The following is a 23,532-nucleotide window of genomic DNA, read 5'->3' as shown; positions in this document are numbered from 1 at the left end:
GAAAGTTAAACTAAGTATAGATCTAAGACATTAAAAAAATAATCGATGAATTATAATATATAACCCATAGGATAATAATTTATATCTAAAAAATTAACAAAACTTTAGAAATAAGGCGTCTTTTCTATGCTTTTTATGTTTTGCTTTAACCTTTTTTAACTTGTAATGAAGCCTTAAAAGCCTTATATTAAAGTGAACCAAAAAAATTACAGAAAAATGAAGTTTATAAAAGACAAAAATGAAGAAAGAAGAGATTACCTTTTTCAAAAGGACAAAAAAACTGTTATTAGTGCAAGATTGATAGGTTTCGTTCTTGTTATTCTAATTAGTGCAGTTATTATTTCGGGTACTATCTTACAATAAATAATGTTCTAACCAAAAATAAGAAAAGCTCAGCGAATGCTGAGCTTTTCTTATTTAAGTCGGGGTGGCAGGATTCGAACCTGCGACCTCCGCGTCCCAAACGCGGCGCGATAACCGGGCTACGCTACACCCCGAATTTGTGGTTATCAATTTTAGGAGTGCAAATATATAGTTTTTCTTTACAATCCAACAACATTTTTCTAACTTTAAAAATTCATATTAAATTTTCACTTTCAACTATGAAATTAAGATTTCCTTTAATGGGTTTAATTCTAATAAGCATACTTACTTGCGCACAAGACAAAAACCCTACCAATACAAAGAATACGCACCAAGTTGTAGTATCAGACCTAAATATACCATGGGGTTTTACTTTTTTACCAGATGGTGCTATGCTTATTACTGAAAAATCTGGACAATTAATTCATTTTAAAGACGGAAAAAAGACTGAAATCACTGGATTACCAGATATTTATGTAAGAGGTCAAGGTGGCTTAATGGATATTATATTACATCCCAATTATAAAGAAAATGGATGGATTTACTTTTCTTATGCTTCTTCTGAAGGAGAAGGTGATGGAGGAAATACTGCTATTGGAAGAGCTAAGCTTAAAGAAAATAGTTTAGTGGATTTTGAAGTTTTATACAAGGCTAGTCCTAACTCTAGAAAAGGTCAACATTTTGGTTCTCGATTGGCTTTTGACAATGATAGTTACCTTTATTTTTCTATTGGAGAACGAGGTGATAGAGATGTAAACCCTCAAGATATTACAAGAGACTGCGGAAAAATTTACCGCTTAAAAGACGATGGTTCAATTCCTACTGACAACCCTTTTTATGAGGTTGAAAATGCAAAAAAGCAATTTATTCATATGGACACAGAAATCCTCAAGGAATGACCATACATCCAAAAACCGGAGAAATATGGACACACGAGCATGGCCCGAAAGGTGGTGACGAAATAAACATTATTAAGGCCGGAAAAAACTATGGTTGGCCTGTTATTAGTTATGGAGTAAATTACAGCGGTACAAAATTTACAGACATTACCGAGAAAGAAGGTATGGAACAACCGCTTCACTATTGGGTCCCTTCAATAGCACCAAGCGGAATGGCATTTATTAACAGCAATAAATATGGTGATTGGAAGGGTAACCTATTAGTTGGCTCATTAAAATTTCAATATTTAGACTTATGCACATTAAAAGATGGTAAAGTCATTAAAGAAGAACGTTTATTAGATGGCATAGGTAGAGTTAGGTCTATAGAACAAGGGCCTGACGGTTACATATATGTTGGAGTAGAAAATTTAGGAATTGTAAAGCTATTAAGAAAATGATAAAATGTTTGAGATTGTTGGTTTTATTACTATTGATAACTTCTTGTAATTCTAATAACAAGAAAAACAATCATGCAGATTATTCAATAAATAAACAAAACACAGCCTTAGATCCGCAATTAAAAGACACTTATGAACGCGGTAAATTAGTATACGAAGACATGTGTATAACCTGCCATATGAGTAATGGTAAAGGAGCACCTAAAGCATTTCCGCCTTTAGCCCAATCAGATTATTTAAAAGAGAATCAAGAAGCAAGCATAAGAGGTGTAAAAAAAGGCATGTCTGGTGAAATTGTTGTAAATGGAGTTACTTACAATAGTGTAATGACGCCTTTAGGTTTAAGCAATGAAGAAGTTGCTGACGTTATGAATTATATAAACAATAGTTGGGGTAATAATTATGGTGAAATAATTACTGCAGAAGATGTGATAAAAGTCATTAAAAACTAGGCTTAAATGGCTAACTTTGCACAACTAACTAAATCTAAACATTTATAATGCTTATAATCGGAATTGGTGGCGGAACAGGATGCGGAAAAACCACGGTTGTTAATACAATTCTTAAAGAACTTCCAGAGGGAGAAGTTGGCGTCATATCGCAAGATTCTTACTATAAAGACACATCTCATTTAAGTTTTGAAGAACGTGTAAAAATCAATTTTGATCATCCTCGTTCTATTGATTTTGAACTACTAGAACAACACCTAAAAGAACTTAAAGAAGGTAAATCCGTAAATCAACCTGTATACTCATTCGTTAAGCACAATCGCACTGGAGATGTTATTGTGACACAACCAAGAAAGGTAATGATTGTCGAAGGTATTCTCATTCTATCTCATCCTGAAATTAGAGAGTTGTTCGATATTAAGATATTCGTACACGCAGACTCTGACGAACGACTAATACGTCGTTTAAAACGAGACATTACAGAGCGAGGGAGAGATATTGATGAAGTTTTAACGAGGTATCAGACTACTTTAAAGCCAATGCATCAACAGTTCATAGAGCCAATGAAGGAGTATGCCGATATTATAATCCCAAACAACAAATACAACACAGTTGCCGTAGATATCGTTAAAACAATTATAAACGAAAGATTATAATGAAATTTTTAAATAATAAATATCTAAAACCATTCAAGAATATTTACGTTCTTGTATTGGTTGTATTTATTGTTTGGATGCTGTTTTTTGATGCACACTCATGGTTTTTTCACCATGAATTAAATTCTGAAATTGAAGAACTAGAGTATCAAAAAGAGCACTACAAAAACGAAATTGCAAAAGACAATAAAGCTATTAAAGAGCTGAGTACAGAAGAAGGAATTGAACGTGCTGCACGCGAAAATTACTATATGAAAAAAGATAATGAAGACATTTTCATTATAGAGTACCAAGACAGCATAGCTAAACAAGATAACGATGAGTAAATCCTTATTTAAAGATTTTGAAGCTGTTTCCTCAAAAGCTTGGAAACAAAAAATACAAGTAGACCTTAAAGGCGCAGATTACAACGACACCTTAATTTGGCACACCAATGAAGGTATAGACGTTAAACCATTTTACCATTCTGATGAATTTGAAAATTTACCAGAAACCTCTACAAGCAAAGCCACGCAATGGAAAATCTCACAAGTTATTGAGGTAGAAGATGCTAAAGAGGCTAATGTAAAGGCCACAGATGCTATTGCCAGAGGCGCTGAGCACATAACATTTGTTATTAAATCTGAAGACACAAATACTGAAGATTTACTGAATCAAATAGATTTAGTTAAAACAAGCATACGTTTTAAAATGCAGTTTCTTTCTTCAAAATTTATAGGAGAAAATGCTGCTGTATCTTCTTCTGGCTTAAGAGTGTATTTCGATATGGATATTATAGGCCATTTGGCGAAAACAGGTAATTGGTATACAAACTTAAAAGACGATCATGAAAAGTTTGATACTATTGTAAAATCATCTTATCAATTTTCAATAAATGCAAGTCTTTACCAAAATGCTGGCGCCAACATTGTGCAGCAATTGGCTTATAGTTTAGCTCATGTCAATGAGTATCTCAATCATTTCGATAATCTTTCAGATGAAATAAAAGAATTAATCGAGGTAACTTTTAACACAGCCGTTGGCTCAAATTACTTCTTCGAGATTGCAAAACTAAGAGCACTCAGACAATTATGGGCTACACTTGGTACCGAATATGGTTTTAACACCAACTGCAAAATAATTGCAACACCAAGCAAACGCAACAAAACCATTTATGACTACAATGTAAACATGCTACGCACCACTACAGAATGTATGAGTGCGATTTTGGGAGGTGCAGATATTATTGCCAATTTACCATACGATAGTTTGTACCACCATCCAAATGAATTTGGAGATCGCATAGCTCGCAATCAACTCTTAGTACTCAAAAATGAAAGCTATTTCGATAAGGTTAATAATCCAGCTGATGGTGCTTACTATATTGAAAGTTTAACCGAACAGTTAGCTGAAAGAGCTTTAGATCTTTTTAAAGATATTGAAGCTAACGGAGGCTTTTTAAGTCAATTAAAAGAAGGCACAATCCAACGAAAAATTAAAGAAAGTGCTGACAAAGAGCAAGCCGATTTTGATGCTGAAAAACTAGTCCTTTTAGGAACAAACAAGCACCCAAATCCTGCTGATAAAATGAAAAATGATTTAGAAGTGAGTCCTTTTTTAAAGATTGAAAAACGAAAAACTCTTATTGAACCAATAATTGAGAAAAGATTATCTGAAAATATGGAAATCAAAAGATTAAAAGAGGAATAAAACTTAATATAGATAAAATCTATAGCTTCTATTTTTAATAAAAAAACAAGGTTATGAACAGAAAAAACCTTCAACATATAGAATTAAAAGCTTCAGAAAAAAACGAAAATACCTCAACAAATTTTCTAACTGCTGAAGACATTAAAGTAAAATCTAATTATTCAAAAGAAGATCTAAAAGATTTAGAACACTTAGATTTTGTAGCTGGCATTGCTCCTAACCTTCGTGGCCCATACTCTACCATGTATGTTCGCAGACCTTGGACGATTAGACAATATGCAGGTTTTTCTACCGCAGAAGAAAGTAACGCTTTCTATAGAAGAAATTTAGCGGCAGGACAAAAAGGACTTTCGGTTGCTTTCGATTTAGCTACGCACAGAGGTTACGACTCAGACCACGAACGTGTTGTTGGCGATGTTGGTAAAGCTGGTGTAGCAATAGATTCGGTTGAAGACATGAAAATCCTCTTCGATCAAATTCCTCTAGATAAAATGTCTGTTTCTATGACCATGAATGGTGCTGTTCTGCCAATCATGGCATTTTATATTGTGGCTGCAGAAGAGCAAGGTGTAAAACCAGAATTATTAGCAGGAACAATTCAAAATGATATTCTAAAAGAGTTTATGGTGCGTAACACATACATTTATCCACCTACTCCATCGATGAAAATCATTTCAGATATTTTTGAATATACAAGTCAAAATATGCCAAAATTCAACAGTATTAGTATTTCCGGCTACCATATGCAAGAAGCTGGTGCAACCTGCGATATTGAGTTAGCGTATACTTTAGCTGATGGTTTAGAGTACATAAGAAAAGGATTAGGTGCAGGAATGGACATAGACACTTTTGCTCCGCGTTTATCTTTCTTTTGGGCAATTGGCATGAATCACTTTATGGAAATTGCCAAAATGCGTGCTGCACGTATGCTTTGGGCAAAACTCGTGAAACAGTTCAACCCTAAAAACCCAAAATCTCTGGCACTACGAACGCATTGCCAAACGTCTGGTTGGAGTTTAACTGAGCAAGATCCTTTTAACAATGTTGCAAGAACTTGTATAGAAGCTGCTGCTGCTGCTTTTGGCGGCACACAAAGTTTGCACACCAACGCACTAGATGAAGCGATTGCCTTACCAACAGATTTTTCGGCTCGTATTGCTCGTAATACACAGATATATCTTCAAGAAGAAACACATATTACCAAAACTGTAGATCCTTGGGCTGGTAGTTATTATGTTGAAAGCTTAACCAACGAAATTGCAGAAAAAGCCTGGCAACTTATTGAAGAAGTTGAAGAATTAGGCGGAATGACAAAAGCTATTGAAGCCGGAATTCCGAAACTACGTATCGAAGAAGCAGCTGCACGTAAGCAAGCTCGTATTGATTCTGGTCAAGATATTATTGTGGGTGTGAATAAATACCAACTGAAAGAAGAAGATCCGCTTCACATTTTAGAAGTAGACAACCAAACGGTTAGAAACCAACAAATAGAGCGCCTTAATCATATAAAAAGCACAAGAGACACCAAAGTTGTTACTGATGCTTTAGCGAAATTAACAGCTGCTGCAAAATCTGGTGAAGAAAATTTATTAGCTTTAGCAGTAGATGCAGCAAGAAAACGCGCCACACTTGGTGAAATTAGTGACGCTCTTGAAGCTGAATTTGGACGTTACAAAGCACAAATAAAATCATTTAGCGGAGTGTATAGCAAAGAAATAAAAGACGACGAAAGCTTTAAAAAAGCCAGAGAACTAGCAGACCAATTTGCAGAACAAGATGGTCGTAGACCACGTATAATGATTGCAAAAATGGGACAAGATGGCCATGACAGAGGTGCTAAAGTTGTAGCTACTGGTTACGCTGACGTTGGTTTTGATGTAGATATTGGCCCATTATTTCAAACACCAAAAGAAGCTGCTAAGCAAGCTGTAGAAAATGATGTGCATATTTTAGGTGTATCCTCATTAGCTGCAGGACACAAAACACTGGTTCCACAAGTTATTGAAGAATTGAAAAACTATGGCAGAGAAGATATTATGGTTATTGTTGGTGGTGTTATCCCAAAACAAGATTACCAATATTTATTCGATGCTGGTGCAGTTGCAGTCTTTGGACCAGGAACTAAAATTAGTGATGCAGCGATTCAGATTTTGGAAATTTTGATTGATTAGGTTTATCCAACATTACTCTTCCTAGCTGATGAATAAAGAATTAGAGGATTTACAATATTTGGTAAAGCGAAGATTTAGTTTTAGGATTAACCCTCAATTTTCTGAAAATTTCAAAACCAACATCAAAGACACCCAAATAATTCCATTAATCCAAGAGGTTTTTAAAATATTAGATTGGCCCATCGTGTATACCGATAATAAATCAGTTGAAGCTAAGCGAAAAAATGAATGGAACAAACTAACTGCGAAAATTACTGTTATAAAAAAATCTTCAGGAAGAATTGAAGTTCACAGCAAATCTCTAGAAGGTCACTTAACTGATTTTGGAAAAAACTCAAAACGAACCGGATTATTCATTGCGCTTTTTAAAAAACTTGAAAAAGAGTATAGTGCTAACGGCAAATTAAATGAATTAGAAGAAGAATTTAATAAAATAAATAACTGGGAAGGATACGAAGTCCCTGACAAACTTCCACTTCCAAAAAAGAACCGAGAACCTAACATTAGTATTGCTATAGTTGGTGGACTAATATTAGCAATTATTCTTGGTTTCTTTTATGGTTATTTAACTAATCTATTCGGGTATTTAATTGGATTATATGAATTTGGAATTGGTATATCTGTAGGATATTTATTTGGAAAAATATTAGTAAGAGCCAACTATCTACACGAAAAACCTGCTAAAATAATGATAGGCAGCATCCTTTTGATAATTTTAATATCAAGTCAATTTATAGGATTCATTATTATAAAAACTCAAAACAGCTTAACAGATTTAAGCTTTTTTAATTTCATCAACTTACATTTAGAAAGAGGACTTACAATTGACAACATTGAGACCGGCTGGATTGGGCTAATAATTGTTTGGGGATTTCAATTGGTTCTACCATTTATTATAGCCGTTTTTAAATCTACACTTATTGTAATGAAAGCTGTCTATGAAAAGGTACCAGAAGAAGTCCTAGAATATACAATATTCCTTATTAAAAAAAACAAACCGATAAGTGAAGTCAGATTATTATTAGCAGAAAAAGGATGGAGTGAAAAATCTGATCAAGAAGATATATTTGATGCCATAAACGTTATAATTGGTATTCAAGATTTCAGAAGAGAATGATTTAATCCGAAAAGATCAAACAAAAACTAATTTAAATCTATTAAAAAAAGCCCTTCATTTCGAAGGGCTTTTTTATTTATAATTCACTCTTATTAATCATCAACTTTTTCTTTGGTGTCTTTAATCTCAAATTCTTTAAAATCACCTCCATTAACAACAGACCATTCTTTCATTTCTTTAAAATAGGTTTTAATCGCTTTATTAACATCTTCAACGGTTAAACTTTTTACCTTTTCCTCAATGTTTTTCTGAAACATCATATCTCTTTCATAATACAAGTTATTATTAATCGTACTTGCTAATTCATTATCTTTTGCTCGAGATACACTTTGTGCTTGAACCCAACCAGCAACTGCATCGTCTAACTCTTGTTGTGTAATTCCGTCTTTAATAAAACGAGCTATTTCTTCTTCAAATCCTTTTTGAACTTTAGCTTCGTTTTCTGGCGCGTAGATAGCGTAGATATACATTCCAGAATTTTTATCATCCTTATCTCCATCTACATTAACTCCACCTCCTGCGCCATAGCTTACACCATCTTGCTGACGTAATCTTGTTGCTATACGAGAGTTTAAGAAACCACCACCAAACACAGATCCAGCTACTTGTAAAGCCGCATAGTCTTCATCATATTGGCTACACTCAAAGTTTAAGAATCCTAAGGTAAAAGCGTTTTTCTTGTCTGGAGTTTTTATTTGTTCATTTGCTGGGTTATTCGCTCTATAAGGATCTTTTATTTCAGAATAAGGTAAATCCGATTTAAAATCAGCGTACTCTTTTTCAAAATACCCTTTTAGTGCTGCTTCATCAATATTACCAATAGCCACTAAAGTCGCGTTATTTGAAATTCCGTAGAAATCATCATAATAGGCTTGCATTCCCTCTACTGTTACATCATTGATAGCTGCCAATTCTTCTTCCATAGACATGTTATACAACGGATGTCCTTTAGGATACGTCTGGTTAATTTCACCCAAACGTTTTTGCACTAAGTACTGTGGCTCTGTTTTATTTCGCTCGATATTTGCAATATCTTGAGTTTTCAATTTATCTAATTCCTCTTGACTAAATGCTGGTGTTTTTAACATTTCGGTCATTAAATCTAATGTTTCCATTAAATGCTCTTTGGTAGATGTTACATAAGCATACGTTCTACCATTACTTCCACTAAAATATACGCTAGATTTAAGCTCACTAAGTTTATCTTCAATATCTTGTCTGGATTTTGTTTTAGTACCTTTATTAAGCATTCTTGCCGTATAATTTGCAACCCTTCCTTTGTTCATTAAATCATCAACACCACCATTTCTAAAAGTGAAATTAACATTAACAGTTTCTCCTCTGTTATCTTTTTTAATGAAGCCATATTCGATACCTGTTTTACCAATAGTTCCTGTTTCTAAGCGGTCTTGAATGTTTGCATAAGACACATCAAAAGCTTCTCCTGTACTTAATGCTTCTTTTCCTTTGTAGTTAGTCACCAAGTCTTCTAAACCTTCAGTATGAGGAATCTCGATACGCATTGGCTGCTTTGTTGGAACAAAGTTTCCAACCGTTCTGTTTGTCTTAATAAAATAGTTATTTAAAACTTCATTAACCTGATCTAATGTTGCAGCTTCCACACGATCTCTGTGAATAAACATTAATCTCCAGTCACCAGCACCTATAAATTCACTTGTATAAGTTCCTAAGTATGAAGAATTACGAAGCATCTGATCCATCTGTTTTCCTAAATTCGCTTTTGCACGCTTTAGCTCTTCCTCTGTAATTGGATTTTCACGTAATCCATCAAACATTTCTAACAATGTAGCTTCTGCCTCCGCTAAAGATTTATCTGAAGGTACATCTACATTAAAGTAGATAAACCCAGGTTCTTTGGTAAACGGCGAAAAACTCCATATAGAAGATGCTTTATTACTTTCTACTAAAGCTTTATATAAACGACCAGATGGTTGATCTGTTAAAATATTTTCTACTAGTGCTAGAGGTGCATAATCTACATGAGAACCTGCTGGTGTATGATACAATGCAGAAACTAGTTGCAAGTCTCCTACTCGACTTAACTCAACTCTTTTTTCGCCATCTTGAGGTGGCTCTATTGTTGGTACATCTTTTAAAGGAGTATCAGGATTTTTAATTCCACCAAACTTCTTTTCGATTAAAGCAAGTGTTTTGTCCTTATCAAACTTTCCTGTTACCATTAAAACAGCATTATCTGGTCGGTAATACTTTTTATAGAATGCTTTTAGGTTTTCAATTGGCACACGCTCAATATCAGACTTATTACCAATCGTGGATTGTCCGTAATTGTGCCATAAAAATGCAGAGCTGATTACTTTTTGCATTAATACACTTGTTGGTGAATTTTCACCAGATTCAAACTCATTTCTTACTACTGAAAATTCAGAATCCAAATCTTTCTTGGCTATGTAAGAATTCACCATACGATCAGCTTCTAGGTCTAAAGCCCAATCTAAATTTTCGTCGGTGGCATTAAAAGTTTCAAAATAATTTGTACGATCGTACCAAGTGGTACCATTTGGTCTTGCTCCATGCGATGTTAACTCTTTTGGAATATCTGGATGATTAGGCGTGCCTTTAAACACCAAATGCTCTAATAAGTGAGCCATTCCTTTTTCTCCATAACCCTCGTGTCTCGACCCTACTTTGTAAGTAATATTAACTGTAATGGTTTGAGATGAATTGTCTGGAAACAATAAGACTTTAAGTCCGTTATCCAATTTGTACTCTGTAATACCTTCTACCGAGGCAGTTTGTTTTGGCTGAGCTTCTACTATAACAGAGAATAGTAAAGCAATTACCAGCACTAATGCAGTGCGAAAATTAGTTTTCATGTTTTTGATTAATTTATTGGTTACGTTAAAGTTAAATATTAAGATTTTAAAATCATGTTAAAAAACTGACAATTAAAGCTTCACAAGAATTTAACTCTAAAAAATCTGACTCAAACATTAATGAAAAAAAGTTTAAAAATATTGTAGACATACAAAAAGCTAAACTGTTAACAACTTCAATTTTCTATACTCATAATAAATTGTATTTTTAAACCCTTAATAAACCAAATCATTTAATGGGTAAAATCATTGCAATTGCTAACCAAAAAGGTGGTGTCGGAAAAACGACTACCTCAGTAAATTTAGCAGCTTCTTTAGGTGCACTAGAGAAGAAAGTCCTACTTATAGACGCAGATCCGCAAGCTAATGCAAGCTCTGGATTGGGTATTGATGTTGACACCGTAGAGCTTGGGTCATATCAGGTTTTAGAACATACCAAAACAGCAAAAGAAGCTATTATGGCATCTAATGCACCTAATGTAGATGTTATTCCTGCGCATATAGATCTTGTTGCGATTGAGATAGAGCTTGTTGATAAAGATGAGCGAGAGTATATGCTTAAACAAGCAATTTCAGGTTTAAAATCTGAATATGATTATATTTTAATTGATTGTGCTCCATCATTAGGGTTACTAACTTTGAATGCCTTAACAGCTTCCGATTCTGTAATTATTCCTATTCAATGCGAGTATTTTGCATTAGAAGGTTTAGGAAAACTGTTAAATACTATTAAAAGTGTACAAAAAATACACAACCAAGCGTTAGACATTGAAGGCATGCTGCTTACTATGTTCGATTCGCGTTTACGTTTATCGAATCAGGTTGTAGAAGAAGTTCAAAAACACTTTAGCGATATGGTGTTTGAAACCATTATACAGCGTAATGTGAAACTTGGTGAAGCTCCTAGTTATGGAGAAAGTATAATTAACTATGATGTAAGTAGTAGAGGTGCTGCCAATTATTTGAACTTGGCAAAAGAGCTTATAAAGAAAAACGAATTGTAATGGCGAAGGCTACAAAAAAACAGGCTTTAGGGCGCGGATTATCTGCTTTACTTAAAGATCCTGAAAATGATATAAAATCTGCAGAAGACAAAAATGCAGACAAAGTTGTTGGTAATATTGTTGAACTAGATATTGACAGTATTGAGGTTAACCCTTTTCAACCAAGAACCAACTTTAATGAAGAATCGCTTAGAGAATTAGCTTCATCAATAAGAGAGTTAGGTGTTATTCAACCTATTACGGTTAGAAAATTAGCATTTAATAACTATCAGCTAGTTTCTGGAGAACGCCGTTTTAGAGCCTCGAAACTTATTGGCTTAGAAACTATTCCTGCCTATATAAGAATTGCTAATGACCAAGAATCTTTAGAGATGGCATTGGTTGAAAATATTCAGAGACAGGATTTAGACCCAATAGAAATTGCATTATCCTACCAACGTTTAATTGATGAAATTAACCTTACGCAGGAGCAAATGAGTGAGCGTGTAGGTAAAAAACGTTCTACTATTGCCAATTATCTTCGATTACTAAAACTAGACCCAATTATCCAAACCGGAATGCGTGATGGATTTATTTCTATGGGTCATGGTAGAGCTATGGTAAATATTGAAAGTCCCGTAGACCAGCTTGAAGTTTATGAAAAAATTATCAGCAACAAACTTTCTGTAAGGGCTACTGAGCAACTTGTAAAAAACCTTAATAACCAAGAAGAGGAAGCTAAACAAGATAAAACAACTACCGAGATTCCTAAATATGTAAAAAAGGGAATTAAAGATTTTTCAGATTATTTTGGTCACAAAATTGATGTGAAACTTGGTAAAAATGGTAGCGGAAGAATTACAATTCCGTTTCATTCTGAAGAAGATTTCAATAGAATTAAAAAACTAGTACAGCGTGCTAAATAAAAAGCTTTTCTTTGGCATTCTCTGCTTTATTTCTATATCATTTTCATCAGCTCAAGTAGAAAATGACAGCACAAATGTTGGTTTAGATAAAGAAACAGTATTAATTGATAATGCATTTATAGAAAAAAAGGAAATAGACCCTTTAAGACCTTCTAAAGCTGCATTCTATTCTGCTATTTTACCAGGTGCAGGACAATTTTACAACAAAAAATATTGGAAAATCCCGATTGTTTGGGGTGCAATAGGCACAGGTGTTTACTTTTATATAAGAAACGATAAGCAATATGACCGTTATAGAGATGCTTATAAAAGGCGATTAGCAGGTTTTACAGATGATGAATTTTCAGATGCAAACGGAAATCCACTCATTTCTAATGATGGGCTAATTAGAGCACAACAACAGTTTAGAAGAAACAAAGAAGTTTCACTTTTGGTTACTATTGGCTTATATGCGCTTAATATCATCGATGCCAATGTAGATGCACATTTACTTCAGTTTAATGTAGATGAAAATTTAAGTTTAAGTCCGCATTACCAATATAACCAAATGGAAAACTCTGGAGATTTAGGCTTAACTCTTAACTTTAAATTCTAATGAATATAGCTTTACTCGGTTATGGCAGAATGGGCAAAAGTATTGAAACAATTGCTTTAGACCGAAACCATAATATTACATTAAAGGCAACAAGTTCTACCACAACATTTGATTTTTCTGAAACAGATGTTGCTATAGATTTTAGCATTCCTTCAACTGCAGTAAACAACATAAAAAAAGCTATCGAAGCTGGTGTTCCCGTTATATCTGGTACAACAGGCTGGTTAGACCATTATGATGAAGTTTTGGACTACTGCAAATCTAATAATGGTACGTTTTTATATGCATCAAATTTTAGTTTGGGTGTGAATATCTTTTTTGAAATTAATTCAAGATTAAGCCAACTTATGGCTTCCGTTGAAGGTTATGATACAGAGATTGAAGAAATTCATCATACGCAAAAGCTAGATGCGCCAAGTGGAACTGCAATAACTTTAGCAGAACAAATTATTGATAACACACGTTATAAAGGTTGGACATTAAATAAACCAAATTCCGATGAGCTTCATATCGAAGCCAAACGTATACCTGAAGTTCCTGGCACACATGAAATAACTTATAATTCTGAAATAGACTCTATTAGCATTAAGCACACAGCGCACAGTAGACAAGGTTTTGCTTTAGGTGCTGTAATTGCAGCAGAATGGATTAAAGATAAAAAAGGCATCTTCAGCATGAAAGATGTGTTAAACATTGGTTAATTTGCCAATCATTTGAAACAAAATAAAATATTTTTCAACCTACTAGACTAAACATAACATCATGACTTGGACAGAGTGGTTTATTTTTTTACTGATATTACAAATTATTCATGGCTTAGGAACTTGGAAACTATACATTAAAGCTGGTAGACAAGCTTGGGAAGCATTTGTACCTGTTTATAATGCAGTAATCTTAATGAAGATTATTTCGCGTCCTTGGTGGTGGGTAATTCTTATGTTTTTACCAATTGTTAATCTAATTATGATTCCTGCTGCATGGGTTGAAACAGCCAGAGCATTTGGTAAAGACAGTAAATTAGATGCTTTAATTTGTATTGTAACTCTTGGGTTTTATCTCTATTACCTCAACTACGTTGAAGATGTTAAATATATTGAAAACAGACAACTAAAGCCAAAAACTTCTACTGGTGAATGGATTACTTCTATTCTATTTGCTATTGTTGCTGCAACCATTGTACATACATACTTTTTTCAACCGTTTGTTATTCCGTCTTCATCTTTAGAAAAATCGTTATTAGTTGGTGATTTTCTTATTGTGAGTAAGATACATTATGGTGCCAGAGCGCCAATGACTACTGTTGCAGCACCAATGGTGCATGACACTATTCCTAAATTAGGAACTAAATCATATTTATTTAGTGACAACTATGATAAAAGAAATACATCTTGGAAAAACAAACTACAACTACCCTATTTTAGACTGCCTGGTTTTGAAAATGTAGAACGCAACGATATTGTTGTTTTTAACCAACCTGCAGATACGCTTTTGGACATGAATGATTTTAATCCAGATCGTAACTACTACAAACCAATTGATAAAAAGACAAATTTAGTAAAGCGTTGTGTTGCTACACCTGGAGATACATTAGAAATACGAGATGGCTACGTATATATTAACGGTAAACAAAATGTATTACCACCAAGATCGCATTTACAATTTTCTTACTTATTAACTTTAAAAAAGCCTATAAGTTCAGCAAGTGAAGAACGCATGTTTTATAATATGTTAGATAAAGCTGATATTGATGATGGTTTTAGAATTAATCCCGATGGTACATTCTACCTAGCTGCAGCTTCAGACGAAGCTGTTAAAAAACTAAGAGTACAGCCAAATGTAGCTAGTGTAGAACGGGTGACTCAAGAAAAAGGTATTTCTGGCAATGTTTTTCCAAGAGATAATTATCACAACGACTGGAACACTGATTACTTTGGCCCTCTTTGGATTCCTAAAGCTGGTGCAACCGTAGCACTAGACAAAACAAACATAGGATTGTACAAACGTGCGATTGGTGAGTACGAAGGGAACAAGGTTGTTACACGTGGTGATGAAATTTATATTAATGATAAATTAGCAACATCCTACACTTTTAAGCAAGATTACTACTGGATGATGGGAGACAACAGAAATAACTCTATTGATAGTAGATATTGGGGATTTGTCCCTTATGACCATATTTTTGGTAAACCTGTATTTATTTGGATGAGTATAGATGGACTAATGAAAGGCGGTATTAAAAACTGGAAATTCCGTTGGGACAGAATCTTTACAACTGTGAGTGGAAGTGGTAAATCCACATCCTATTTTATCCCGTTTTTATTTTTATTATTAGTTATTTATCTAGTCAACAAATGGTTAAAAAAGAAGAAGTTAGATGAAAATGAAAAAATATCAGGTACTACAGCTGTTTATGCATCAATAAATGACAGAGTAAAGGCTGTTTTAATAGACTCATTAATTTTATTAATTTTTATGTATGCCTTTTCTGTTTTATTTTCATTTTTAGGAAATGTTCCCAATAATATAAAAGTTGTTTCATGGGTACTGATTTTTCTGTTGTATGACCCACTTATGACAGCTTTTAATGGTGGAACTATTGGTCACTCAGCAGCAAACATAACTGTTAGAAGAAGTAATAATATTGATAAAAACATTGCTTTTCCAAATGCCATGTTGAGATTTTTATTAAAAAGTTTATTAGGATGGATTTCGCTTATTAGTATAAGTTTTAGTGACAACAAAACAGCAATACATGATAAAGCTGTAAATTCTGTCGTAATAAAAAAAGAATAAAAAAAGTGGATTATGCTAGATGTTATATTGCATCCAACATACTTCCCTAACATAGTACACTTTGTAGCTATGGTAAAGTCAGATTCAGTATGTTTTGAGGTTTGTGACAATTACCAAAAGCAATCGTATAGAAATCGTACGGAGATCTATGGCGCCAATGGCAAGTTAGCATTAACTGTGCCTGTTAGTTATTCTCAAAAAAACAGGCAATTGTACAGAGATGTAAAAATTGCTAATGAAGACGACTGGCAATTACAACATTTAAAATCGTTGCAATCTGCCTACAGTATGTCTCCTTTTTTTGAGTTTTATATTGATGATTTAATGCCTCTTTTTGAAACTAAATTTGACTTCATCTTAGATTTAAACTTTAAGTGTTTTGAAATTCTTCAAGATAGCCTTCAATTGGAGCTAAACATTTCTGAAAGCGCAGTCTTTGAAAAAGAACCTTTAAACAAAACAGATTATAGACCTTTAGTAAAACGAAATTACGAAGCCAATAACCTAGAAAAATACACTCAGGTTTTTACCGAAAAACATGGTTTTATTCCTAATTTAAGTATTCTAGATTTACTCTTTAACGAAGGGCCTAACACAGAGTTATATCTTACTCGCCAAAGCGTAAACTTATGCTAAAATTTACCATTCATTATGGTTTGCATTTTGGTCTGCCTTTAATTATTGCATTGGTATTTTACAGAAAGCAATGGCTAAAAATGTATTTAGTTATGCTCGCTGCATTTGTAATAGATTTAGACCACTTATTAGCGGACCCTATTTTTGATTCTAATAGATGTAGCATAAACTTTCATCCGCTTCATAGCTATTATGCCATTACCGTTTACTTTTTTTTACTTTGGAAAAAACCAACACGTGTGTTTGCTTTAGGATTGCTTGCACACATTGTATCAGATAGTGTAGATTGCTTACTTATTTAAATTCAAAGTAGCTTTTATAGGATAATGGTCCGAAAGATTGATGTCACTATATGTCTTAAATCCATTAACTTTAAAACGCTTATCAGCTAAAATAAAATCAATTCTTAGAGGAAAGAATTTAATATCAAACGATTTACCAAAACCATTGCCTGCTTTTTCAAATGTATCTACCAAATCATCACCTAAGATTTTCTTATAACTGTATGAAAATGCAGTATTATTAAAATCACCGGCCACAATAGTTTTATAAGGACATTTAGATTTATGCTTTAGAAATTTTTCTACTTGAGATTGTTGCTTTTGAAATGCCCATTTTACACGTTTTATAAACACATCTCTTGAATACTGACTGTTTATATAATCTATTTCAGTATTTATTTTGGCTGATTGTAAATGAACGTTATACACTCTAATAGTGTCCTTTCCCTTAACAACATCTGCAAAAACAGCGTTGTTGTTTGTATCTTCAAATTCTAAAGAACCCGAGTTTATAATAGGAAATTTAGAAAAAATTGTATGTCCGCCCTTTGTATCCTTGACGAACCTACCATTAAAATCAGTGTATCCTTCTAAATTTATTGGCTTCCCTCTTGTGTATTCTTGAATACATATAATATCTGGAGATTCCTTATAAAAAAAATCTATGATATCTTCTTTAGTCGTTTTATTAGGCTTCCAATTATACTTATTAAACAACCTAACATTAAAAGACATTATAGATATATTATCTGCTTCTTCTACTTTTTTCAAAGATGAAAACTTATAGAGAGACCCTAAATAATTCCACCCTAAAAGTAATACCACAAGCGATAACAACATTTGCTTCTTAACTTGAAGTAACCAATAGATAAAAAATACAATATTGAGTGAAATTAAAAGTGGTACACCTAAACTTAGAATAGATAAACTAGCGAAACTTTTTGGAGGCACATAAGGCAATAAGTAAGAAACAAGCAACAAAAATGCCGCCAACGAGTTGACGATAAACACAAGCTTACTAAAGAATTTTAATTTTTTCATATTCATTAGCCCTCCAAGTGATAGCTTTATTTCTTACCTGCTTTGAACAAAAACTCTTTTTCTTCTGCTGTTAAACTTTCATAACCACTTTTACTAATTTTATCTAAAATTAGATCTATCTTCTTCTGATCGTTATACGTATGGAACTCTTCTCTGGTTTTTCCTGCATAAGTCTTCTTTTTTGATGTTCTATGCACGGTTTTTAATTTAGATTTAGGCTTAAACCAACTTGCAATCGAGTCCATAAAGCGTTCAAAGCCTTTACCTATATCTTTTCCTTTTACCAATTGACTTGCGTAAACGTAACCCAAAACATAACCTCCAATATGCGCTACATAACCTCCTTGATTAACACCAGACATTAACCTAAAAACATCCATAACCACAAAGAAAACAGCAATATGAATCCATTTTACATTGAACGTGTTAAACAATCTAATTTCAGATTTAGGCATGTAAATAGCTATAAACATAAGCAATGCGCTAACACCTGCAGATGCACCAACCATAATACTGTTTTTAGGGCCAAAAAAATCAAAGTGAATTAAATTAAAGACAGCCAAATACGCTAAACCACCTGCTATAATACCTAACAAATAAATATTTAAAACCATCTTGGTTCTAAACAAATTAGATGCTGCTCTAGACAGATAAAACAAAAACAACATGTTAAACAACAAGTGAAAAAAATCATTATGAAGAAATCCATAAGAAATTAAAGACCAAGGCTGTAAAATAAACTTTCCAAAAATTGAAGGCAACTTAAAATAAGTTACAATATCTAGTTTTAATAGATTTGTTAATATCGCAACTACTATAAATACAATAACGTTAATGGCTATTATTTTACCAAAAACATCGAGATTCTTATAACGGTATTTTAAATCTTCAACAATCGTCATTCTTAATTCCAACGGTATTTATCCATACTATTCTTTTTCCAATACCACATTAAAAGGAATCCTACAAGTGCTCCGCCAATATGTGCAAAATGGCCTACATTAAAACCAAACATAGAACTTCCGCCTGTAATACCAGATATAATTTCGTAACCCAACAATAAAGGGATAAAATATTTAGCCTTTATAGGAATAGGAAGGAAAATTAGCATAAGTGATGCATTAGGGAACAGCATACCAAAGCCTACCAATAATCCCATTACACATCCTGAAGCACCTACAGAGGTAGTATTAAAAATTCTTGTAAAATCCTGAAAACGTTCTGCTCCAATGACATCAACCCAACCTTGATAATACTTCCCTTCATTTAATGTTGCTAAAATATGATCTGACTCAAAACCTGCTGCGGTTAAATCACCTAATATCGATTGAAAATTATAAAAATTAATTACCAAAGGAAGTAGCACAGCACCTAAACCTGCACTAAAATACAAGAAGAGAAACTTTTTTGTACCCAATCGTTGCTCTATTGGTGTACCAAACATCCATAAACCCAACATATTAAATAGAATATGTAAGAAAAAGATATTCATTCCGTTGCCTGTATTTACATAAGAGGCATGCATAAACATATGCGTAATAATTTGCCAAGGCTTAAATTCATCGTTCAGAGGAAAATGCTCAGCAAATAAATTTGTAAATACATCGCCATAAGTTCCTATGGATAATGTTCCAATCCAAAAAATTACATTTATTATAATTAGATGCTTTACCGCATCTGATATTCCTTGTCTCATACTACATAAATTTCTTTTCAATGTCGTCTGTAGACATTGTTATAAACGTTGGTCTGTTGGTTGGAGAAATATTTGGCTCCTTACAAGCAAACAGAGAGTTTACCAAATGCTCCTGCTCTGTATTATTCAAAGCTTGTCCGTTTTTTATTGCTAAACTCTTAGCCATAGATTTGGCTAACAAATCTGCTGCACTAAAACTTGCATCTGGCACATCATTTTCTACATCGCTAATGAGTTGCTCCAAAATTATAGACACCTCACTCTCTGGTACTCCAACAGGAACTCCTGTAATAGTTATTGCATCTTCTTTAACGTCTGAAAACACGAATCCTGTATGTTCCAGATCCTCTTGTAGTTCTGAAATAATATTCATTTCGTTAGGTGTAAAACTCAACTGCAAAGGAAATAACAATTGTTGACTTGTAGCCTCTTTAATGGTAATATGCTTCAGAAAGCCCTCATACAAAACACGTTGGTGTGCCCTATTCTGATCAATAATAAGCATACCAGATTTTAGTGTACTTACAATATATTTTTGCTGGAGTTGAAATGTAGTTTTACTCGTTTCTACAGAAGCATCACTAAAAATTGTTTCAGTTTTAACGTCTTTTTCAAAACTCACTTCAATATCATCTCCTTGTCTTCTATTGCCCTTGGACTCCAAACCAACATATAAACTTTCCCAGTTTGCTGCTGGTGCGGATTTAAAACTTGCTCTAGTTGAAGAAGCTTTAGAAGACGAGTTACCAGATTTACTACCTTCATCTGCAAATGGATTAAAACTTCTGTCTACCTCTATCGTTGGGGCTTTGCCTGCTTTATCTTTGTAGCTGTAAGGTGTATCAAAGCTACTTTGTTGTTCAAAATCTAGAACAGGCGCTATGTTAAACTGTCCTAAACTATGCTTTACAGCTGATCTTAAAATAGCGTAAAGCGTATGCTCATCATCAAACTTAATTTCGGTTTTTGTAGGATGAATATTAATATCTATAGTTTTAGGATCTACCGTAAGATTTAAAAAATAACTAGCATGGTAACCATCTTTTAATAAACCTTCAAATGCAGCACTAATAGCATGATTTAGATACGGACTTTTTATAAATCTCTGGTTTACAAAAAAGAATTGCTCTGAGCGTGTTTTCTTAGAATATTCTGGCTTGCCTACAAATCCTGATATTTTTAAAACTTCAGTATCCTCTTCTACAGGCACCAATCTTTCATTGGTTTTGTTTCCAAAAATATGAACAACACGTTGTCTGTAGTTTTCATTAGGCACATTAAAAATCTCGCTCCCATTATGATAAAAAGCAAAGGCTATACTTGGATGCGCTAACGCTACACGATGAAACTCATCTGTAATATGTCTTAACTCTACAGTGTCAGATTTTAAAAAGTTTCGTCTTGCAGGAATATTAAAAAATAGATTTTTAACAGCAACAGATGTCCCTGTTGGTATTACAGTAGCTTCTTGAGATTTTACTGTACTACCTTCTATCTCTATGACTGTGCCCAATTCATCATCAGGTCGCTTGGTTTTCAGCTCTACATGTGCAATAGCCGCAATACTTGCTAAAGCTTCACCTCTGAATCCTTTGGTATTAAGCTGAAATAAATCTTCGGCAGATTTTATTTTTGATGTGGCATGGCGTTCAAAACTTAAACGTGCGTCGGTAACACTCATACCTTTGCCATTATCTATAACTTGCACTAGTGTTTTACCAGCATCTTTTATAATGAGTTTTATGTCATCTGCATCAGCATCAATTGCATTTTCTAAAAGCTCTTTAACTACAGAAGCAGGACGTTGTACCACTTCACCAGCTGCAATTTGGTTAGCAACATGGTCTGGTAAAAGTTGAATGATATCTGTCATTAGCTTTGGGAAGAAAAAATAGATAAATCAAAACCAAATAAGAACAAAAACAACAGAATTAAAATACCAGCAATGATAAAGACACGTCTGTTCACGTTTTCGTCTCTATTATTTTTATATTCATCCATTGCCGCGTTCCATTTTCCTTTAATTCCTTTTGGTGGATTTATAGTTTTACGGTATTCGTCAAATTTGTGCTTCAATTCATAAGGGTTACCATCACCTTTATAATAACGCGGCTTATAATTATACTTTCTATTTTTTTTCAATTTCATTAATCCCATAATAACCCTATTAAATATATCCTTCAAGAACATACATTAAAACAAAAAGCGCTATGAGCATTATGATTAAAGCAGGTAAGGAAAATAACTTATTAGATTTTCGCTTGGTATTACCTTTCATTTCACTCCACTTACGCTCCAAGTCGTCTTTCGACTCTTCCCGATGGTTTTCGGTTTCAGAATCCTGAAAGCGTGGCTTATAATTAAACTGTTTATTTTTTCTTTGATTAAACAAGTTGTCTTATATATTAAAACCTTGATAGTCTCAAAAGTACTTAAAATACTAGGAAAAAACGTTTAAGGATTCCTTAAAATTATCAACAAAAAGGATGCCACTTTAAATTGGAAGATGAATTTGAAGTCGAAGTTTGAAACTTTATTTTAACTGAATACTGAAAACTACTTCGTCTCTTTTCTAAGCTGAGCCATCTTAATTGCCGCTATGGCAGCTTCTGTGCCTTTGTTACCATGCTTTCCGCCAGAACGATCAATTGATTGTTGCATGGTGTTATCTGTTAGCACACAGAAGATAACAGGAATATCACCAGACAAATTAAGATCTTTTATACCTTGAGTAACACCTTCACAAACAAAATCGAAATGCTTTGTTTCACCTTGTATAACGCAACCTATAACAATAATAGCGTCTAACATGCCAGATTCGGCATAAATGCTTTTAGACATTCTGGCAGCACCATAGGTAAGTTCAAATGTTCCTGGCACATTCCAACGTACTATGTTTTCTTTTAATGCACCACAATCTGTCAATGCATCAAATGCACCTTGCCACAGGCCTTCTGTTATAGTGTCATTCCATTCTGAAACAACAATCCCAAACCGAAAGTCTTTCGCGTTTGGGATTGTTGTTTTATCGTAATTCGATAAATTATGATTTGCAGTAGCCATTTATTGCATTTTAGCTTCAACCATACCTATTAAAACATCAACTTGTGTAGCTTCTGTGGAACTGTCAAATTCATTCTTAATACGCTTTAAGTAATCTAAAGCTTTTTGGTTTTCGTTTAATCTAATAGCTATACGAGCTGCCTTCATTAAAAACATTGGAGTTGTATAGTTATTTAAATCCGCTTTAAACGCTTTTTCGTAATAGTCTAAGCCTTCTTTATACTGCTCTAATTGTACAAATGCATCTCCTATAGCTCCTTTAACTATTGGACCAGGAATAGAAGCATCACTAGTAAATTCTTGAAGGTAGCTTATTGCTTTTTCGTAATCTTTAAGGTTTAAATACGATATACCAGCATAGTAATTTGCAAGATTTCCAGCAGGTGTACCACTATATTCTTTAGCAATATCTACCATTCCAAATTTACCGTTACCACCATTTAAAGCCATATTATAAAGTGAGTCTGATGAAATACCATTTGCAGCCTCCTCAAAATAAGTTCTAGCCTGGTACATGTCGTTCATAGCCTCCTTTTGGTGTGGTTCTGCAATGAACTTATTATAACCCATGTAGCCTAAAACTACAACTGCTATTGCTGCAATTACACCAATAATATATTTTTGATTTTTAACAAACCATTCTTCGGTCTTAGAAGCTCCCTCGTCTAAAGTATTAAACACCTCTGCTGTTGTTGAGTTTTCTTCAACAACTACTTCCTTTTCTTTTTTAGTTTTTGGTTTATAGCCTCTTTTCTTATACGTTGCCATATCTTGTCTATTAATGCGTGCGCAAAAATAAAATTTTTATTGGGATTTAAAAGCTTAATTATTTGTTATTTTTCAATAATTTGCGAGAATATTCATTACATTAAAACACCA

22 protein-coding genes, 1 tRNA gene and 1 pseudogene are annotated in these 23,532 nt (G+C 33.5%); 14 read left to right on the top strand and 10 right to left on the bottom strand.

Annotation, left to right across the window (positions count from 1 at the left end):
* Positions 1 to 422: 422 nt before the first annotated feature.
* Positions 423 to 497, bottom strand: a tRNA-Pro gene (locus V1468_RS06715).
* A 105-nt stretch (positions 498 to 602) separates the two neighbouring features.
* Between V1468_RS06715 and V1468_RS06710 the strand changes: the two are divergent.
* From V1468_RS06710 to V1468_RS06680, 7 genes and pseudogenes are all read left to right on the top strand, one after another.
* Positions 603 to 1,702: pseudogene (locus V1468_RS06710) on the top strand (PQQ-dependent sugar dehydrogenase).
* Positions 1,699 to 2,154 (top strand): c-type cytochrome, encoded by a 456-nt coding sequence (locus tag V1468_RS06705; RefSeq protein WP_331809468.1) that lies wholly within the window; start codon positions 1,699 to 1,701, stop codon positions 2,152 to 2,154. Before V1468_RS06710 ends, V1468_RS06705 begins: the two are co-directional and overlap by 4 nt.
* Positions 2,155 to 2,201: 47 nt before the next feature.
* A complete protein-coding gene (gene udk, locus V1468_RS06700) occupies positions 2,202 to 2,807 on the top strand; it encodes a uridine kinase (RefSeq protein ID WP_331809467.1) in 606 nt (201 codons plus the stop codon).
* A complete protein-coding gene (locus V1468_RS06695; protein ID WP_331809466.1) occupies positions 2,807 to 3,133 on the top strand; it encodes an FtsB family cell division protein in 327 nt (108 codons plus the stop codon). Before udk ends, V1468_RS06695 begins: the two co-directional genes overlap by 1 nt.
* On the top strand, positions 3,126 to 4,496 hold the full coding sequence (locus V1468_RS06690) for a methylmalonyl-CoA mutase subunit beta (RefSeq protein WP_331809465.1): 1,371 nt from the start codon (positions 3,126 to 3,128) through the stop codon (positions 4,494 to 4,496). Before V1468_RS06695 ends, V1468_RS06690 begins: the two co-directional genes overlap by 8 nt.
* A gap of 53 nt (positions 4,497 to 4,549) precedes the next feature.
* Positions 4,550 to 6,667 (top strand): methylmalonyl-CoA mutase, encoded by a 2,118-nt coding sequence (gene scpA / locus V1468_RS06685; RefSeq protein WP_331809464.1) that lies wholly within the window; start codon positions 4,550 to 4,552, stop codon positions 6,665 to 6,667.
* Positions 6,668 to 6,695: 28 nt separating this feature from the next.
* The gene (locus V1468_RS06680; protein ID WP_331809463.1) at positions 6,696 to 7,784 is read left to right on the top strand and encodes a hypothetical protein; all 1,089 of its coding nucleotides are present in this window, start codon (positions 6,696 to 6,698) and stop codon (positions 7,782 to 7,784) included.
* Positions 7,785 to 7,876: 92 nt separating this feature from the next.
* On the opposite strand, the gene V1468_RS06675 is transcribed toward V1468_RS06680, so the two are convergent.
* The gene (locus V1468_RS06675; RefSeq protein ID WP_331809462.1) at positions 7,877 to 10,639 is read right to left on the bottom strand and encodes a M16 family metallopeptidase; all 2,763 of its coding nucleotides are present in this window, start codon (positions 10,637 to 10,639) and stop codon (positions 7,877 to 7,879) included.
* Positions 10,640 to 10,875: 236 nt separating this feature from the next.
* Between V1468_RS06675 and V1468_RS06670 the strand changes: the two genes are divergently transcribed.
* The 7 genes from V1468_RS06670 (at position 10,876) to V1468_RS06640 (ending at position 16,874) form a co-directional block, all read left to right on the top strand.
* Positions 10,876 to 11,643, top strand: a complete 768-nt coding sequence (locus tag V1468_RS06670) for a ParA family protein (protein WP_331809461.1) — start codon at positions 10,876 to 10,878, stop codon at positions 11,641 to 11,643.
* Complete coding sequence (locus V1468_RS06665; protein WP_331809460.1) at positions 11,643 to 12,548, top strand: ParB/RepB/Spo0J family partition protein; 906 nt, start codon at positions 11,643 to 11,645, stop codon at positions 12,546 to 12,548. Before V1468_RS06670 ends, V1468_RS06665 begins: the two co-directional genes overlap by 1 nt.
* Positions 12,538 to 13,143 carry a DUF5683 domain-containing protein gene (locus V1468_RS06660; RefSeq protein WP_331809459.1) on the top strand — a complete coding sequence of 202 codons (606 nt, stop codon included), beginning with the start codon at positions 12,538 to 12,540 and terminating at the stop codon, positions 13,141 to 13,143. Before V1468_RS06665 ends, V1468_RS06660 begins: the two co-directional genes overlap by 11 nt.
* Positions 13,143 to 13,844, top strand: coding sequence for a 4-hydroxy-tetrahydrodipicolinate reductase (gene dapB, locus V1468_RS06655; RefSeq protein ID WP_331809458.1), 702 nt, complete (start codon positions 13,143 to 13,145; stop codon positions 13,842 to 13,844). The genes V1468_RS06660 and dapB overlap by 1 nt, the downstream gene beginning before the upstream one ends.
* Positions 13,845 to 13,905: 61 nt before the next feature.
* Positions 13,906 to 15,936 (top strand): signal peptidase I, encoded by a 2,031-nt coding sequence (gene lepB / locus V1468_RS06650; RefSeq protein ID WP_331809457.1) that lies wholly within the window; start codon positions 13,906 to 13,908, stop codon positions 15,934 to 15,936.
* A gap of 12 nt (positions 15,937 to 15,948) precedes the next feature.
* Positions 15,949 to 16,572: a WbqC family protein gene (locus V1468_RS06645; RefSeq protein WP_331809456.1), complete on the top strand. Its 624-nt coding sequence runs from the start codon at positions 15,949 to 15,951 to the stop codon at positions 16,570 to 16,572.
* The gene (locus V1468_RS06640) at positions 16,566 to 16,874 is read left to right on the top strand and encodes a DUF6122 family protein (protein ID WP_331809455.1); all 309 of its coding nucleotides are present in this window, start codon (positions 16,566 to 16,568) and stop codon (positions 16,872 to 16,874) included. The genes V1468_RS06645 and V1468_RS06640 overlap by 7 nt, the downstream gene beginning before the upstream one ends.
* On the opposite strand, the gene V1468_RS06635 is transcribed toward V1468_RS06640, so the two are convergent.
* From V1468_RS06635 to V1468_RS06600, 8 genes are all read right to left on the bottom strand, one after another.
* The gene (locus tag V1468_RS06635; RefSeq protein WP_331809454.1) at positions 16,863 to 17,894 is read right to left on the bottom strand and encodes an endonuclease/exonuclease/phosphatase family protein; all 1,032 of its coding nucleotides are present in this window, start codon (positions 17,892 to 17,894) and stop codon (positions 16,863 to 16,865) included. The two genes, V1468_RS06640 and V1468_RS06635, sit on opposite strands and share 12 nt — an antisense overlap.
* 26 nt (positions 17,895 to 17,920) lie before the next feature.
* Positions 17,921 to 18,796, bottom strand: a complete 876-nt coding sequence (locus tag V1468_RS06630; RefSeq protein WP_331809453.1) for a rhomboid family intramembrane serine protease — start codon at positions 18,794 to 18,796, stop codon at positions 17,921 to 17,923.
* A 2-nt stretch (positions 18,797 to 18,798) separates the two neighbouring features.
* Positions 18,799 to 19,590, bottom strand: a complete 792-nt coding sequence (locus tag V1468_RS06625; protein ID WP_331809452.1) for a rhomboid family intramembrane serine protease — start codon at positions 19,588 to 19,590, stop codon at positions 18,799 to 18,801.
* A gap of 1 nt (position 19,591) precedes the next feature.
* Complete coding sequence (mutL, locus tag V1468_RS06620; RefSeq protein ID WP_331809451.1) at positions 19,592 to 21,463, bottom strand: DNA mismatch repair endonuclease MutL; 1,872 nt, start codon at positions 21,461 to 21,463, stop codon at positions 19,592 to 19,594.
* Complete coding sequence (locus tag V1468_RS06615; RefSeq protein WP_331809450.1) at positions 21,463 to 21,738, bottom strand: riboflavin synthase subunit beta; 276 nt, start codon at positions 21,736 to 21,738, stop codon at positions 21,463 to 21,465. Before V1468_RS06615 ends, mutL begins: the two co-directional genes overlap by 1 nt.
* Before the next feature lie 19 nt (positions 21,739 to 21,757).
* Entirely contained in the window at positions 21,758 to 21,982 is a 225-nt protein-coding gene (locus V1468_RS06610) for a hypothetical protein (protein ID WP_331809449.1), read from the bottom strand.
* Between the two features lie 164 nt (positions 21,983 to 22,146).
* Complete coding sequence (gene ribH, locus V1468_RS06605; RefSeq protein ID WP_331809448.1) at positions 22,147 to 22,653, bottom strand: 6,7-dimethyl-8-ribityllumazine synthase; 507 nt, start codon at positions 22,651 to 22,653, stop codon at positions 22,147 to 22,149.
* The gene (locus V1468_RS06600) at positions 22,654 to 23,421 is read right to left on the bottom strand and encodes a tetratricopeptide repeat protein (protein ID WP_331809447.1); all 768 of its coding nucleotides are present in this window, start codon (positions 23,419 to 23,421) and stop codon (positions 22,654 to 22,656) included.
* Positions 23,422 to 23,532: the final 111 nt, after the last annotated feature.

Origin of the sequence: Winogradskyella poriferorum, assembly GCF_036553625.1 — a bacterium.
In the GTDB taxonomy this organism is placed as follows: Bacteria; Bacteroidota; Bacteroidia; order Flavobacteriales; family Flavobacteriaceae; genus Winogradskyella; species Winogradskyella poriferorum.
This window is presented reverse-complemented; position numbering and strand designations above follow the sequence as displayed.